Origin of the sequence: Acrocarpospora sp. B8E8 (assembly GCF_039871605.1) — a bacterium.
GTDB lineage: Bacteria > Actinomycetota > Actinomycetes > Streptosporangiales > Streptosporangiaceae > Acrocarpospora > Acrocarpospora macrocephala.
Map to the genome: position 1 here is coordinate 26,110 of NZ_JBDPLV010000032.1, position 16,131 is coordinate 42,240.

A 16,131-nucleotide genomic window follows, 5' to 3' on the forward strand; every position below is an offset into this window, starting at 1 on the left:
CGCCCCCTGGAACGCTGTCATTCGGTCAGACGTGCTTGAATCCACATTGCCCCGGCTTCCTGACACCCCCGAGGACACGGATGTCCGAACCGTCCCCGCCTGACGAGCAAGCAACCGGCCGGCGGGCGCTGGCCGCGCCCGCCGCTATCGGGGTGGTGGCCGCGGTGGGCAGCGCGCTGGCCGCCGCCACCAACATCTGGGACCTGCCGGTCGCGGTGAGCCTCGGCGTCACCGGCACCGCCGCGGCGCTGGCCGGAGTGCTGGCCTGGGCCACCGCGGTCCCGGCCAAACGCCGCCCGGCGGCCCTGCCGGGCGGCGGCCCGGTCGCGGCCGAACTGCCCCCGGTCATCGCCCACTTCACCGGCCGCGGCGAGGCCCTCGCCGACCTGCGCGAGCGCTTCAACGACAGGACCGGCGACTCGCCGTTCGTGGTGTCCATCTACGGCCAGGGCGGGGTCGGCAAATCGGCCCTGGCCGGGCGGTTCGGGCACGACATCCTGGACAACTTCCCCGACGGCCAGCTCTACTTCGACCTGCGCGGCGGCGACGACGTGGTCCGCCCCGAGGAGGTGCTGGTCGGGTTCCTGCGCTCGCTCGGCGTGCGCCTCACCACCGACCCCGGCGGCCTGCGCGAGTTGCAGAAGCTCTGGTGGACCTGGACCAAGGACCGCCGTCTGCTGATATTTCTGGACAACGCCAGGGACGGGGATCAGGTCAAGGATCTCATCCCGAACGAACCGCGGTGCGCGGTGATCGTCACCTCCCGCAAGCCGCTGCTGCTCCGCAACACCTACGACACCCAGCTGCACGTCTTCACCGAAGCCCAGGGCGTGGAGCTGCTGGCCCGGCTGGCGGGCGGGGACAGGGTCGTCACCGACCTGGAGTCCGCCCAGGACATCGTCCGCCTCTGCGACCGGCTGCCGCTGGCCATCAGCATCTGCGGCGGCCGCCTCGCCACCCGCGCCCACTGGTCGCTGGGCGACCTGGCCCTCCGCCTGGCCGACGAGCGGCGCCGCCTGGACCAGCTGGAGATCGGCCGCCAGCTCGACAGCAGCGTCCGCGCCAGCCTGCACCTCAGCTACGAGGAGTGCACCGACCTGCAGCGCCGCCTGCTCCGGCTGCTGGCCCAGCTGACCGCCCCCGACGTGCAGGAGTGGGTGGCCGGCGACCTGCTGGACACCTCCGAGACCGACGGCGCCGACCAGCTGGAGATGCTGGTCACCAGCCAGCTCGCCGACTGCACCGGCCGCGACTCCACCGGCAGCATGCGCTACCGCCTGCACGACCTGGTCCGCCTGTTCGCCCGCGAACAGCGCCTCGACACCGACCAGCGCCGCGCCGCCATCGAACGCGTCCTGTACGGCTTCCGCCGCCGCGCCGAAGCCGCCGCCACCGCCCGCTGGCCCCAGGACTGGACCTCCAGGATCCCGCGCCGCAGCACCCCCGACACGATCACCCCCATCGAGATCACCTGGCCCCGCGTGGACCACACCCGCCGCGAGATCACCTCCGCCGCCTGGTTCACCTCCGAGCGCCTGGCCCTGCTGGCCGCCATCCACCAGGCCAGGAACGAGGAGATGTGGGACCTGGCCTGGGGCATGGGCCGGGCCTTCTGCTCGTTGTGCCACTCGCTCCGGGCGTACTGGTCGGACTGGGAGGAGGTGGCCGACATCGTCTGCGAGGCGGCCGAGCGCATGGACGACCCGCGCGCGATCGGCATCGCCCTGCTGGAACGCGCGGCCGTGGCGGGTGGCCTGGGCCGCCCGGACGGCGCGCTCGATGACGCGCGCCGGGCCTTGAACCTGCTGGCCCTGCAGGGCGAGGGCTGGTGGGCGGCGCGGGCCAGGCGCACGATCGGCATGACCCTGTTCAGCAGCGGCAACCTGGACCGCGGCCAGGACCACCTGGTCGAGGCGATCACCGCCTTCAAGGCCGAAGGCGATCGCTGGTGGACCGCCCGCACCCAGCGCAACCTGGCCGAACTCCGCCTCGCCCAGGGCGGCTACGGCGAAGCCGCCGTCCTCCTGGAGGAATCCCTGGCCACCTTCGAGGCGGACGGCAACCGCTACTCCGAGGCGCAGACCCAGCGCGCCCTCGGCGAGGTCCTGGCCGCCAAGGCCCGCGCGCTCCTGGCCGAGGGCAAGGACCTGGCCGCCGAACGGCAGTACATCCTCGCCGGGAACGCCCTCCGCTTCGCGATCAAGGCGTTCAAGGACCGCCACGAGGAGTGGGAAGAAGCCCGCAGCCTGCGCGCGGCCGGGGAGATCGGCGACCCGAACAACCTGCTCACCGAGCACGCCAACGTCAGGGACGCCAAGGAGATGCTGGCCCGGCTCGGCGATTCGTGGGGCGTGGCCCGGGCCGAGATCTCCGAAGGGTGGGCGCTGGAACGGCTTGGCCGGGTGCCCGAGGCGCTGGCGTCGCTCCGCCAGGCCTTACGGGACTTCGAGGAGCTGGGAGACCGGTGGTGGCAGGCGCGCAGCCTGCGCGGCATGGCGGAGATCCTGCTGCGCGCCGACCGCAGGGAGGAGGCGCGCGAACCGGCCAGGCAGGCGCTGGACATCTACCTGAGCCTGGGCAACGAGACCGGCGCGCGGCGCGCCCGCGAGGTACTCGAACGCGCCGAAGCGCCTAGGCCGCCGACACGCTGAGCAGGTGGGTGCCCGCCTGCCTGGCCTCCGCGATGCTGGCGCGGAAGACCTGCTCGATGGCCACCGCCTGGGTGGACATCTGGGCGATCTCCGCCGTGGCCATCGCGTCCGGGGCCGTTTCGGCCAGGAGCCGTTGGAACTCGGGGGTGAGGTCGTGCAGTTCTGTCACCTTCCGGAACGCGTCGAAGAGGCGGTCGGCGTCCCTGGCCCGGGCCGCGTACGCCTCCAGAGCCACCACCCGGGACGTCAGCGACGCGGTGATCTCCTTGATCGTCGTGCTGAACGGCGCGTCCGCCTCGGCGATCAGCGGATCCGGGTTCCGGCCCACGATCTTGCGGTGCTTGTCCCGGAGCGCGGACAGGTCGGAAAGGCGCTTGGCGATCACCCATGCTTCCCCGGGCAGGGCGACGTTGTTGTGGTCCGTGTCGAGCAGGCCCTGGCGGTGCACCTTCGAGTGCAGCACGGCCTTGACCGCCTTCTGCGCCCGGGCGAGCAGGCTCCCGCACTGCTCGTCCAGGTCGCTCGGCAGCACGATCCGGTCGGCGTGGTCGTACACGATCTGGAGTTTTCGCCGGGCCTCGCGCTGGTCGGCCGTGAGCAACCGGTTGAGCAGCGTCACGAAGCCGGTCATGCCGGCCAGGATCAGGAAGGTGGAGAAACCGCCGAGGGCGCCGCCGAACATCAGGACCACGGCACATGCGATCACTATCGGCCGCGGCGACTTGGGGGTCTCCGGGACGAGTCCCTGCCGTACTCGCCGGAGTAACTCCTCGTTGGTCTCCAGCAGCTGACGGATCGCGAACGGCAGGCTGGGATCTAGGACTATTGCGGGTCTTGCGCGGTCGGCCACGTGACCTCCTGGGGGGATGATGCTGTCTGCTGCCACCGCCAGCGCGAAATATGAGTTGATCGCAATGATTGCGAAAGAACTAGGAGACATTCATTCTGCCGCCACTCCGCCGTCTTATCCCGACAGATAGGCTCATAAGCGATGAACGAACATGAGCGATGGATAGTTCTGGAAGGCGCGGTCAATGTCCGTGATCTCGGCGGTCTGCCGACCACCGACGGCGGCACCACCCGATTCGGCCGCATCCTGCGATCCGACAACCTGCAGGGTCTGACCCCGGCCGACATCGAGTTCCTGGTCGGCACCCTCAAACTCCGGCACGTGGTGGACCTGAGGTCCAATACCGAGGTGCGCCTGGAAGGCCCCGGCCCGTTAGCCGAAATGCCGGAGATCGGGTTCCATCACCACACCCTTTTCGCCGAGGGCGGCCGCTTCACCGACGCCGCCGCCGACGCGATCGACGACCGGGCGCTTCCCTGGGGGAACTCGCCGCGGCTGGATGAGGAACTCCAGGTCACCGGCTACTACTACGGCTACCTGCGGGACCGGCCGGACTCGGTGGTCGCGGCGCTGCGCGCGCTGGCCCACGACGACGGCCTCGCCGTGGTGCACTGCGCCGCCGGGAAGGACCGCACCGGCGTGGTCTGTGCGCTGGCCCAGGCGGTCGGCGGCGTCACCCGGGAGGCCATCGTCGCCGACTACGCCGTCACCGGCGAGCGCATCGGGGCGATCCTGGCCCGGCTGCGCGCCAGCGACACCTACCGGGACGACCTGGACTCCAAGTCCGACGACCACCACGTGCCGCGGGCCGAATACATGGAGCGTTTCCTGACCACCCTGGAGGACCGTTTCGACGGGCCGATGGGCTGGTTGGACCGCAACGGCTGGACCGCCGCCGACACCACCGCGCTACGCGCCCGGCTGCGGGACTGACACGACGCGCCGCTCGGAGGCCGCCACTTTGGCGGCCTCCAGCACTGCCAGCGCCGCCACCACTCCTTCGGGATCCACCGGCGGAGCCGCTTTCTCCCGGATCATGGCCACCACACCCCGGTAGAAATCCAGGTACGCCCCCGGCTCCGAGGCCACCGCCCGCACGTCACCCTCGACACCGAGCCTGCCCCACGCCTCCTCGGGTTCGACCCCGAACCCGGGCGCGTCCGGCCGCTCCCCGGCGCGCAGCCGGTCCTCCTGCCCGTCCAGGCCCCACTTCACATAGGTACGCTCCGAGCCCACCACCCGGAACCGCGGCCCCAGCTGACCGGCCACCGCGCTCATCCACAGCTGCGACCGGGCCCCGCTCACGTGATCGAGCGCGAGGAACACGTCGTCCTCCGCCTCCACTCCGGCCCGCCGGACGTCGCTCTCCGCGTAGACGGCCGCCACCGGGCCGAGCAGGTGCAGGGCCTGGTCGACCAGGTGGCTGCCCAGGTCGTACAGCAGGCCGCCGAGCTCGCCCGGGCCGCCGCGCTCCCGCCAGCCGCCCTTCGGCACCGGCCGCCATCGTTCGAACCGCGACTCGAACCTGCGGATCTCGCCGAGCTCGGCGCGCAGGCGCTGGATCGTCAGGAAGTCGCCGTCCCAGCGCCGGTTCTGGAACACCGTCAGCGGCAGCTCCCGCTCCCGGGCCAGCCGGATCAGCCCGGCCGCCTCGGCGGCGGTGCCCGCCAGCGGCTTGTCCACCACCACCGGCAGGCCCGCGCGCAGGGCCGCCGTGGCCAGCGGGACGTGGGTGCGGTTCGGGGAGGCGATCACGATCAGGTCGGCGCGATCCCACAGCTCCTCGGCGGAGTCGACCACGTCCGCGCCGGTGGCCCGGACCCGCTCGGCTTTGGCGGGGTCGCGGGTGACCACGGCGGCCAGCCGCAGCCCGGGTGTGGCCGCGATCAGCGGCGCGTGGAAGAAACTCCCCGCCGGTCCAAAACCGACCAGACCAACCTTGATCTCATTCATGCCTCAAGGAAATCAGATCTCGCGGTCGTCGCGCTCCGCCAGGAAGGCCTCGAACTGGGCGGCCAGCTCGTCGCCGGTGGGCATCGGGGTGGACTCGGCCAGCAGGTTCTCCTTCGAGGTGCCCGACTGGAACGCGTCGTACTGCTGCTCCAGGCCCTCGATCGCGCCGGACAGCTCGGCCGAGGCCTGGATCTGCTCCTCGATCTCGGCCGTGGTCTTCCCGGCCGCCTCGCGGAGCGACTCCATCGGGAACACCAGGCCGGTGCCCCGGGTGATCGCCTCCAGCGCGGCCACCGCCGCCTGCGGGTATTCGGCCTGGGCCAGGTAGTGCGGCACGTGCACCGCGTAACCCACCGCGTCGTGGCCCTTGCCGCCGAGCCGGAACTCCAGCAGCGCGGCCGCGCTCCCAGGCACCTGCACCCGGCCGAACGGGCTGGCCTGGCCGTTGATCAGCTCGGGGCGGCTGCCGTGCGCCGTCAGGCCGAGCGGGCGGGTGTGCGGCACCCCCATCGGGATGCCGTGCGCCGTGACCAGTTTGCCGATCTTCAATCGGGTCGCCAGCATGCCCACCGCCTCGGTGAACAGCTCCCACTCCCGGTCCGGCTCCGGGCCCGTCATGATCAGGAACGGGGTCCCGGTCACGTCGTGCACCAGGTAGACCGCCAGTTCCGGCATGTCCACCTCGGTCCAGCGGTCGGTGTCGAACACCATCACCGGCCGCCGGGACCGGTAGTCCAGCAGCCGATCGATGTCAAAGGTCGCGACGACCCGGTGCTCCAGTTCGGCGAGCAGATGCCCCAGGGCGAGCCGTCCCGCCGCCCCGGCGTCCACGAAGCCCTCGAAATGGTAGAGCAGCACCGGATCGGTCAGCTCGGGGACGTCTCCGTCGAGCCGGTAGAGATCCGTCGGGTCGAACACGATGTCAGCCTTTCTTCAGGTCCTTCCACAAAGAACCTACGACCCGCCCAATCGATTCCGGGCGGTTTCGGGGACCCTATCGTTGGACAATGGGGTTCATGCAGCCGGATCTGGAACTGGAGGCGTTCGCCACCCAGCTGTTCGATCTCGCCAGGGCCGGTGAGACAACCGCTCTGGCCGCATAGGTGGACGCCCGAGTCCCGGTCGATCCGACCAACGACAGGGGCGACACGTTGCTCATTCTCGCGTCCTACCACGGTCATGCTGTAACGGTCCAGGCTTTGCCGGAGCCGGGTACCGAACCTGACCGGATGAACGACCGGGGGCAGCCGCCCCCGGCGGGCGCGGTCCGCACCTAGCCGGGCTCGGGTGAGTCCATCTCGCCCAGCGCGGTGGCGATGGTGTCCTCCAAGGTCAGCCGGGCGCCCTGGCGGAACAGCTCGTTGAAACGCTCCAGGCCCAGGCTCTCCTCGCACTCCTTGCGGCTCTTCTCGTACTCCTGGGAGAGGAACGGCGAGCCCATCTGCGCCAGGCCGAACGTCTGCCAGTTCGTCACCGACGCGCCCAGCAGGTAGGTCGCGTGCACCACCCGGCCCTCCGCCACCGCGATCCGGGCGACCGTCTCCAGGACCAGCAGCACGCCCGGCACGTCGTGGAAATGCCGCTTGATCCGCAGCGCCTCCTTGGCGCTCACCACCGCGTCGGCCAGCCGGTCGGTGTTCAGCTCCACGATCGACAGGATCCAGCGCGCGTAGGACCGCAGCCACAGTTCGCCGCGCTCGTGGCAGACCTTCAGGCAGTCCTGCAGCAGCGTCTCCGCCTCGAACAGGTCGTTCTGCGCGGTCAGCACCAGCGCCAGCTCGCCGATCGCGGGGAGCAGGCCCGGGTTCAGCTCCCGGCCGCCCCGGTGGAACTCGATCGCCACCCCGAGCAGCGCCGTCGCCTTCTTCAGGTCGCCCTGCAGGAACGCCGCCGTGCCCTGCATCTTGGTGGCCAGGATCACCGAGGTGGAGTCGCCCACCTGGACGGCGTCGGTGCTGCACTGCTCGGCCGCCTCGATCGCCCCGCTGACGTCGCCCTGCGCGCTGCGGATGTAGGACAGCACCCACAGCGCCTTGCAGCGTTCCTTGCTCGGCTGGGTGGACTCCTTGACCGCGCGTTCCAGATAGTGGCGGCCCTCCCGGACGAAACCGCAGGCCACCCACATGAACCAGAGCGAGGCCAGCAGTTCCAGGCCGATCCGGACTCGCGCGGGGTTCTTCAGGCAGTAGTCGACCGCGACCCGGATGTTGTCGTGCTCCTGGCGCATCCGGACGAACCAGTGCACCTGCCGCGGACCCGACCAGGCGTGCTCGCCGCGCTCGGCCAGCTGCAGGTAGTAGTCCCGGTGCCGCGCCTTGAGGGTGTCGGTCTCGCCGAGCTTGTCCAGCCACTCCTCGCCGTACTGGCGGAGCGTGTCGATCAGGCGGTAGCGCTGGCCGGAGACCGTGCTGTAGCTGAGTAGCACCGACTTGTCCACCAGACCGGTGATCACTTCCAGGATGCGGTCGGCCGCCAGGCTCTCGCCCGCGCAGACGTAACGGGCCGCGTCCAGCTCGAAGTCGCCCGCGAACACCGCCAGCCGCGCCCACATCAGCCGCTCGGCCGGTTCGCACAGCTCATGGCTCCAGCCGATGGCGGCCCGCAGCGTCTGGTGCCGGGGCAGCGCGGTCCTGCTCGCGCCCGCCAGCAGGCTGAACCGGTCGGTGAGCAGGCCGAGGATCTGGTCCACCGACAGCGCGCGTAACCGGACCGCCGCGAGCTCGATCGCCAGCGGGATGCCGTCCAGGCGCACGCACAGCTGGGCCACGCTGTTCACGTTGGTCTCGTCCACCGCGAAGTCCGGCACCACGGCCGAGGCCCGCTGCCGGAACAGCTCCACGGCCTCGTTGTGGTACGGGCTCTCCGCCGGGTCGTCGCCGGGCACGATCAGCGGCGGGATGGCCACCACGGACTCGCCCTGGGTGTTGAGCGAGCGCCTGCTGGTCGCGATGACGCGCAGCTTGGGCGCCCGGGCCAGCAGATCCTGGACCAGCTCGGCGCAGGTCTCGACCAGGTGCTCGCAGGTGTCCAGCACCAGCAGCAGCTCGCGCTCCGACAGCCAGTCGCCGAGCGTGTCCGCGCCGGCCCGAGCCGACTGGTCGGCGATGCCGAAGGCGGTGCTGATCGTGTGGTGCACCATGCCGGGATCCTGCAGGCGGGCGAGATCGACATACCAGATCCCGTCCTTGAACTGCTGGCGGACCAGGTGGGCGATCCGCAGCGCGGTGCGCGACTTGCCGACGCCGCCGATACCGGTCACCGTGACCAGGCGGGAGTTCTGCAAACGTTGTCTGATGGTGGTGAGGAGTCGATTACGACCCACGAAACTGGTGAGTTCCGCGGGGAGATTGCCCTCTCGCCGCCATCCTGCTGGCGTTGCCATGCCGCCTCACGGGGGTTGTTGCGTCCGGCCTGCACCTGAACCAATGCAATTGCGCGCCACTACGGGCTCTTTGCTGTTCTGGCATCGTACCCTCGCATGCCGACAGATGTTTGGCCGAGAGGGGCCGACGTTTCTCCCCCGGGGGGAATTCACCCCCGGGGGGAGTCGATATTATTGGCCGCATGACAGAGCCGCAGCCGGATGACCTGCGTCCGGTGGACCTCTTCGATGACGGTCTGCCGGTGCTGCCCGACCAGACCGTGGATGACACCGACCACGGCTGGGGCGAGTGGCGGGGCGATGACGACGACGCCCGGTTGATCGAGGATCGACCGCCGCACTGGGGTTTTAACTAGAAAGTCGTGATCTGGACAGCCGCCACGGCGAGTTGCCTGGTCGGCGGCTATGCGGCTGGCTATGGGACGGGTTTCTGGTTAATCGCTCGTCTGCCAGCGGTCCGGCTGGGGTGGGTGGGGGTAGTTCGCCTCGCTCAGCTGGTCCCACCACCAGTTGATGGCGGTGACCGGGAGCGGGTCGGGGCTGTCGTCCATGGGCTCGTCCTTCCAGGTGCGGGGCATGGCGATGCGGTCCGCCGTCAGGTCGTCGTCGGGGTTGCGCGGGTCGCCGTACCGGTCGGTGATCATGCTCCACTCCAGGTAGCCGCGGACCCATTCGCCCAGGCCGTGGACGTAGCGGGTGAGTTCGGAGCCCGCGTCCGTCTTGACCTCGTCGCTGAGGCGCAGGAACAGCGACATCACCCGGTCCCGCATGGCCACGGCCGTGGCCAGCGCGTCCGGGATCGAGCAGTCGTTCTGGTGGGCCAGCACGCTGACCAGGTTCTGCAGCTCGGCGTAGCCGTACCGCTCCTTGCGGAAGGCCTCCTTGTTGAAGGAGATGATGTCGTTGTCCCAGCCGACCAGGGCGTTGGCCATCTCGGTGAGGGCGCGCACCCGCGGGGTGGACATCTCGGCCGCCGAGACCTCGTAGCCGGCGCTGATGTCGATGAACATCAGGCTGGGGGCGGTGGCGGTGACGTTCAGCCACATGGCCACGTAGTCGTTGACCCGGGGGATGCGCTTGGCGGAGCGGTTGACGGCCTCCCAGATCAGGCCGAACAGGTATTTGCGCAGCTCCTCCACCCAGCGGGCGGTCTGCACCGGGGTGGCGTAGAGGTCCAGGCGGCGGCGGATGTCGCGCAGGCCCTCCGCCCACGGGTTGCCCGGCAGCATCCGGGCCGTGGGGGCCTCCAGGATGCGGGCCAGCTTGCCCAGCAGCTGGACCAGCTCGTCCAGTGACGAGTCGTCCTCGCGCTCGTCGCAGTACATATCGTCGAACGTGAACAGCCAGAACAGCTGGTCGCTGGCGACCTGCAGGCCCTCGCCCGAGCCGTGCGGCATGGTGAGCGAGGCGAAGTAGCCGACCTTCTGGGTGGCCAGGTAGTCACGCTGGGTACGGTTTCTGTGCAGGCCGAAATCGTCCATCCACTGCACGGTGCGCCGGTCGATCTCGGCCGCCTCGGGGGAGATCGCGTACGGGAACGGGCAGTAGAACGAGGGCACATCCATCTGGGAGATTTCCACGACAGGATCCTTTGCGATGAGGGGGAAAGTGCAGCGCCGCGAGGCAATACGAAAGACGCACCGCGCGCGGAGTATGTGTTATTACGACTTATCCCGATTTATCGGTTTATTTCTGGGTGGTTATCGGGATTCCAGCGTCATGGGGATCTTGTCGGCGGACATCGTCCCCAGAGCCATCTCCCGGACGCGATGACCCGGCACCGGGCGCAGCCGGAACCTGGTCGGCAGGGTCGCGAGCACCAGCGCCATCGAGATCCGGGCCAGCGGCTCGCCCGCGCACTTCCTGGTGCCCGCCCCGAACGGCAGGAACAGGTCGCGGGGCAGGCTCTTGGCGCGGTCGGGCGCCCAGCGATCGGGGTCGAAGCGCATCGGATCCGCGTACACGGCCGGGTCCCTGAGCAGGGCGGACACGCTCACCAGCAGCTCGGTGCCCGCGGGGATGGGCACGCCGCCGAGCTCCAGCGCCCGGGTGGTGCGGCGCATGACCAGCCAGCCGGGGTTGCGCAGCCGTAGCGTCTCGTTGACGATCTGCTCGACGTAGCCGAGCTTGGGCAGGTCGTCGGCGGTCACCGTGCGGCCGGCCAGGACCTGGTCCAGCTCGTCGTGCAGCCGCCGCTCGGCCTCCGGATGCTGCCCCAGCTCGTGGAAGATCCAGCCGAGCACGTGGCCGGTGGTGTCCCCACCGGCGACCACCAGCGAGAGCACCTCGTCGCGCAGCTCCTGGTCCGACATCGGCAGGCCCTCGGGGTCCCGGGCCTCGATCAGCATGGACAGGATGTCGTGGTGGTCGCGCTCGTCGGCGTGGTAGTCGGCGATCACCTTGGTGATGGCGTGCTCCAGCCGGTCCCTGGCCGCGTTGAACCGCCGGTTGGCCGGGATCGGCAGGCGCTCCAGCAGGTCGCTGGGGACCACCGTGCGGATGCCGACGCCCACCATGAAGTCGGCGATGGACTCCTGCACGTCGCGGACCTCGCCCGCGGCCGTGTCGGAGGAGAACAGGGTCTTGGTGATCAGCGCCACCCCGAGCCGGTCCATCTCCCTGGCGATGTCCAGCGTCATCCCCGCCCGCCAGGAGCCGATCCGCGATTCGATCACGCCGCGCATGGTCTCGATGTCGTACCCGGGGCGGGAGTGGTGGAAGGCGGGCTGCACCATGCGCCGCTGGCGCATGTGGAACGGCCCGTCGGAGGTGCCGAGGCCGTCGCCCAGCAGCGGGCGCAGCTTGCGGAAGAACCGGCCCCGGGCGAACGTGGTCCCGCCGTCGCTGAGCACCTCGCGGGCGATCCGGGCGTCGCTGATCACGAACGCGGGCGTGCGCCCGAGCCGGATGCGGACGACCCCGCCGTGGTCGCGCATCTCCTCAAGGAAGCTGAGGCGGCGTCCCACCAGGGACGGTATGTGCCCGAGCAGCGGGAGGCCGCCGGGCGCGGCAGGCGTTAGCTGAGGCATTGGCGCGATCCCTCGTCTCGCTCGGCAGGGTCGTCCGTCTGGACGACCAATGGCCATGCCAAAGCGCGCCCCCGATTAGCGAGCGCATGCGATTGGCATGCCCGCTGGTGCCCCTACAGGAAATAAGTCCCATTCATTCCGACATGAAACGGTTGCTCTGTCAATGAGACATGACTGCCGAAGTTGGGGAGATGCTACGCATCTGAAAGCACATGGGAGTTGCCATGCCCATTCAGTCTCTATTGTCATTGTTCATCACTGACACGGCGTGATAATTTGATTGTGTATTCATTTGTCACGGTCTAATTCGGCATGACCGGAAATATCAGGAGACGACGTCCTTTCGGCGGAATCGCCGAAATGCGAAGGCGATTAGGATCACCGCGTAGGTGAGGGCGACCGCGACGCCTTTGATCATGCCGCTGTAGTCGGGCACCGGGGCGAGCGCGTCCAGCCAGGCGGTGTTCCAGAACGTGGGCAGGAACTCGCGGAGGCCGCCCAGCGCCTCCACCGCCTGCAGGATGGAGCTCACGATCACCAGCCCGACCGCGCCGCCCACCGCGCCCAGCGGGGAGTCGGTGCTCACCGACAGCAGGAACGCCACGGCGGCCACGACCAGGTTGCTGACCATCGCGTACCCGATGACGATGGCGAACTTGGGCAGCACGTCGCCGGCCGGGATGCTCTCGCCGGTGCCGGGCACGGTGATGTCGTTCCAGCCGAACACGATCGTCCCGGCGAGCAGCGCCATCAGCGGGACCACGGTGACGGCCGCCGCCGAGTAGCCGAGCGCGACGATCAGCTTCTGCCGCAGCAGCCGGTCGCGGGGGATCGGCGCGGCCAGCAGGTAGCGCAGCGACGACCAGTTGGCCTCGCTCGCCACCGTGTCGCCGCAGAACAGCGCCACCGCGACCACCAGCAGGAAGCTCGCCGACACCGACAGCGCGAACGCGGCGAAGTTCAGCCCGCCCGCCGTCGCCAGGTCGGACAGGCGCAGGCTGTTCTGGTTGTTGTTGTTGCCCGGCCCGAACTGGAAGGCGATCACCAGGATCCAGGGCAGCGCCATCAGCAGGCCGAACATGACCAGGGTGCGGCGCCGCTTGAACTGCCGGATGATCTCCACCCGGAGCGGCAGCGTGTGCCCCGGGGCGTAGCCGATCGCGCCGGTGCTCATACCTGCTCTCCGATCAGGTCGAGGAACACGTCCTCCAGGCGAGTGCTGCCGTTGAGGTGACCCCGGCTGAGCAGCTCCGCCACCGGGCCGTCCGAGATCAGCCTGCCCCGGTGCATGACGACGACGTGGCTGCAGGTCTGCTCGACCTCGCCGAGCAGGTGGCTGGAGACGATCACGGTCCGGTCCTTCGCCGCGTACGACCGCAGGACCTTGCGCATCTCGGCGATCTGGGGCGGGTCGAGACCGTTCGTGGGCTCGTCCAGGACCAGCAGGTCCGGCAGGCCGAGCATGGCCTGCGCGATCGCGAGCCGCTGCCGCATGCCCTGCGAGTACGTGCGGACCGCGCGGTCCACCGCGTTGCCGAGACCGGCGATCTCCAGGGCCTCGTCGAGGTGCGCGTCGGCGGCCGGGCGGCCGGTGGCGCGCCAGTAGAGCTCCAGGTTGTCCCGGCCGGACAGGTGCGGCAGGAAGCCGGGGCCTTCGACGAAGGAGCCCAGCCGGGACAGCACGGGTGCGCCTGGCACGACCTTGCTGCCGAAGATCTTGATCTCGCCCGCGTCGGGGTGGATGAGTCCCATGAGCATGCGCATGGTGGTCGTCTTGCCCGCGCCGTTCGGGCCCAGCAGGCCGAGCACCTGGCCGCGTTCCACCCGGAACGACAGATCGTCCACGGCCTTCTCGCCGTTGCGGTAGCGCTTGGTCAGGCCGGTGATCTGGAGGGGGACGTCGGCCAGTTCGGGGTCCTGGGTGGTGTCGGCTCGGCGTACCCGGCCGACGAGCACCAGGACGACGGCGACGACGAGCGCGGAGAGGGGCATCGCCCAGGTCCACCAGGCCGGTCCCGTCGCCGGAGCCGACAGCTCGCCGTCGGTGGGGATCACCAGGTCGGGCGAGGCCAGTTCGACCTGGTAGACGGCCGGCGTGGCGGGCGTCGCATACGCCATGTCCGTGGTGGCCAGGACGAGGCGCAGCGTGCGGCCGGTGTCGAACCGGCGGTCCACCGCGGGGAGGGCGATCGTGGCCGTGGTTCCTGACGGGGTCGCGTTCACGCGGAGCGGGGCGGTCAGGTTTCCGGGGAGTACGGCGAGCTGGCCTGTGGTGGCGTCGTAGAGCTTGGCGAAGAGGGTGACCTGGCCGGTGCCGTACACGCGGATCGTGGCGGTGGGGGAGCCGGTGAGGTGGAGCGGGGACCTTAGGGGAGCGGACTCGAAGGTGGCGGATTGGCCGGGGAGGTCGAGTGCGGCGCTCACACCGGTGGAGGAGTTGCCGAGCAGGCTGCCGAAGCCGGGGATCGAGGAGATCGCCGCCGGGGAGCCGCCTGGTGGGTTGGCTACCACTTGAGTGGGTCCGGTGAGCGTGACTGCGGTCTGCGCGGTGCCGGAAAGGCCGGAATAGCGGGTGCCTTCCGCGTGCACGATCGTGTTACGCCGGGTGCCGGGGTCACGCCCGCCGTCCCGGGAAACGGTGAACGCCGCGCCACCTGGCACGGCTGTGGCCGCGCTTTTGTCAGCGGCTTGGTCGGCGCTCTGGCTTGTGGGATCTGCGCCGGTTTGTCCGGCCGTGTTTTGGCCCGCGGCTCCTAGACCTGTGGCCTTCTGGAAGGCCGCTGCGGCGGGGTTGCCCGGAGCGGCCGAGTTTTTGAGCCAGGTGTCGAACCAGGCGGCGGTGCGGTCGAAGACCCAGTCGCCTTCGCCGTCGCCGCCGTCGTGGCCGCCGTTGATCCAGGCGACTTCGACGGGAGCGCCGGTGGCCGCGATCGCGCGGGCGTTGGCGTCGGCGTGCGAGAGCGGGAAGAGGGAGTCTCGCTGGCCTTGAATGATCAGGGAGGGAATCCGGATTTTTCCGGGCACGGAGACGGGGCTTGAGCGTCGAAGCAAGTCGATGGCCTGCGGGGTGGCCTGGCCCTTCTCGGCGATCTCCTGGTAGATGTCGCAGATCGTCGGCATGAACCGTCCGCACTGCACTTGTTGCGGTGTCATTCCCGTCGCGGTCGGACGCTCAGAGCCGGAGGTTTCCGGAGTTCCGGAAATGTCGGGCGCGTTGGTGGGTGCTGGGCTCGCACCCGTGCTGCCCGCGCCTGTGCCCGTTTCGCCAGCTCCTGCTCCGCTTGTGCCCGCTCCAGGCGTGCTCGCTCCGCTTGTGCTCGCTCCGCTTGGGCCTGTTCCGGGCGTGCCTGTTCCGCCTGTGCTCGTTCCGCCAAGGCCGCCGGCTCCGCCAGAGCCGCCGGTTCCCGTACCTCCGGTCAGGCCCGCGAGGCCGCCCGATGCGCCGCCGCTGAGGCCTGCCAGGCGGTTGCCGCCTGCGCTGAAGAAGATTCCGGCCCACATCTTCTTGAAGACGCCGGTCGCCGGGCCTTGGCCGGTGGCGTTGGGGAACAGGGCGTCGGCCAGGTCGTGCCAGGTGATCTGGGGGGCGATGGCGTCGATTCTGGTGTCGTAGGCGGCGGTCATCAGGGCGATCGCGCCGCCGTACGAGCCGCCGGCCATGCCGACGCGGGGGTCGCCGGCGGCGTCGAGCCGTACCTCGGGGCGGGTGGCGAGCCAGTCGACCAGTTGCTGGACGTCCTTGACCTCGTAGTCGGGGGAGTTGAGGGCGATCTCGCCGGTGGAGCGGCCGAAGCCGCGGGCGGACCAGGTCAGGACCGCGTAGCCGTGCTGGGCCAAACGCTGGGCCTGGTCGCGGACGCTCGACTTGCTGCCGCCGAAGCCGTGGCCGAGCAGGATGGCGGGGGCCTTGCCGCCGGATGCGGGGGCGAAGAACGTGGCGTCGATCGTGACGCGCTGGTCGTTGGCGGGGCCGTCGAGCACGTCGATCGTCAGGTCCTGGCCGCGCGGCGGTGGCTCAGAGGGCCAGACCGTCCATGTGATCGCGGCCACCGCAAGGACCGCAAGCGCGATCACGGCGGTCATGGCCCGCCGCCCACCAGGGAACGTCATATCGAGAGCTTACTTAGAGTCGCTGAGAGTCGGCTGAGATCACCCGGCGGTAGCCGTATCCGCCGGGCGGTTGGGTTGGACGTGATTGGGGGTGAGATGAGGTTTGTCCGGCGGGTGGCGTACCTGCTGGGCGGTTTGCGTTAGAAGGTCGATTGG

At 69.9% G+C, this 16,131-nt stretch carries 11 protein-coding genes; 3 read left to right on the forward strand and 8 right to left on the reverse strand.

All coding sequences use genetic code 11. From position 1 onward, the window contains the following. Nucleotides 1–80: 80 nt before the first annotated feature. The gene (locus ABGB08_RS28210) at nt 81–2,651 is read left to right on the forward strand and encodes a tetratricopeptide repeat protein (protein WP_347595710.1); all 2,571 of its coding nucleotides are present in this window, start codon (nt 81–83) and stop codon (nt 2,649–2,651) included. Here the strand turns inward: ABGB08_RS28210 and ABGB08_RS28215 are convergent. After that, the gene (locus ABGB08_RS28215) at nt 2,632–3,501 is read right to left on the reverse strand and encodes a hypothetical protein (RefSeq protein WP_347595712.1); all 870 of its coding nucleotides are present in this window, start codon (nt 3,499–3,501) and stop codon (nt 2,632–2,634) included. The genes ABGB08_RS28210 and ABGB08_RS28215 overlap by 20 nt on opposite strands. 141 nt (nt 3,502–3,642) lie before the next feature. On the opposite strand from ABGB08_RS28215, the gene ABGB08_RS28220 reads away from it, so the two are divergent. Then, the gene (locus tag ABGB08_RS28220) at nt 3,643–4,434 is read left to right on the forward strand and encodes a tyrosine-protein phosphatase (RefSeq protein WP_347595715.1); all 792 of its coding nucleotides are present in this window, start codon (nt 3,643–3,645) and stop codon (nt 4,432–4,434) included. On the opposite strand, the gene ABGB08_RS28225 is transcribed toward ABGB08_RS28220, so the two are convergent. The 3 genes from ABGB08_RS28225 to ABGB08_RS28235 form a co-directional block, all read right to left on the reverse strand. Further along, entirely contained in the window at nt 4,411–5,454 is a 1,044-nt protein-coding gene (locus ABGB08_RS28225; RefSeq protein ID WP_347595718.1) for a Gfo/Idh/MocA family oxidoreductase, read from the reverse strand. The two genes, ABGB08_RS28220 and ABGB08_RS28225, sit on opposite strands and share 24 nt — an antisense overlap. A 12-nt stretch (nt 5,455–5,466) precedes the next feature. Beyond that, nucleotides 5,467–6,372, reverse strand: a complete 906-nt coding sequence (locus tag ABGB08_RS28230; protein ID WP_347595721.1) for a PAC2 family protein — start codon at nt 6,370–6,372, stop codon at nt 5,467–5,469. A gap of 355 nt (nt 6,373–6,727) precedes the next feature. Next, on the reverse strand, nt 6,728–8,836 hold the full coding sequence (locus ABGB08_RS28235) for an ATPase (RefSeq protein ID WP_347595724.1): 2,109 nt from the start codon (nt 8,834–8,836) through the stop codon (nt 6,728–6,730). A gap of 182 nt (nt 8,837–9,018) precedes the next feature. On the opposite strand from ABGB08_RS28235, the gene ABGB08_RS28240 reads away from it, so the two are divergent. Beyond that, the gene (locus ABGB08_RS28240; RefSeq protein ID WP_347595727.1) at nt 9,019–9,192 is read left to right on the forward strand and encodes a hypothetical protein; all 174 of its coding nucleotides are present in this window, start codon (nt 9,019–9,021) and stop codon (nt 9,190–9,192) included. A gap of 78 nt (nt 9,193–9,270) precedes the next feature. Here the strand turns inward: ABGB08_RS28240 and ABGB08_RS28245 are convergent, their stop codons facing one another. The 4 genes from ABGB08_RS28245 to ABGB08_RS28260 all read right to left on the reverse strand — a co-directional run bounded on the left by ABGB08_RS28245 (nt 9,271) and on the right by ABGB08_RS28260 (nt 15,975). Then, the gene (locus ABGB08_RS28245; protein ID WP_347595730.1) at nt 9,271–10,416 is read right to left on the reverse strand and encodes a hypothetical protein; all 1,146 of its coding nucleotides are present in this window, start codon (nt 10,414–10,416) and stop codon (nt 9,271–9,273) included. Nucleotides 10,417–10,536: 120 nt separating this feature from the next. Beyond that, entirely contained in the window at nt 10,537–11,865 is a 1,329-nt protein-coding gene (locus ABGB08_RS28250) for a cytochrome P450 (protein ID WP_170322624.1), read from the reverse strand. A gap of 325 nt (nt 11,866–12,190) precedes the next feature. After that, a complete protein-coding gene (locus ABGB08_RS28255) occupies nt 12,191–13,039 on the reverse strand; it encodes an ABC transporter permease subunit (RefSeq protein ID WP_347595733.1) in 849 nt (282 codons plus the stop codon). Next, nucleotides 13,036–15,975, reverse strand: coding sequence for an alpha/beta fold hydrolase (locus ABGB08_RS28260; protein WP_347595736.1), 2,940 nt, complete (start codon nt 15,973–15,975; stop codon nt 13,036–13,038). Before ABGB08_RS28260 ends, ABGB08_RS28255 begins: the two co-directional genes overlap by 4 nt. Between the last annotated feature and the right edge of the window lie 156 nt (nt 15,976–16,131).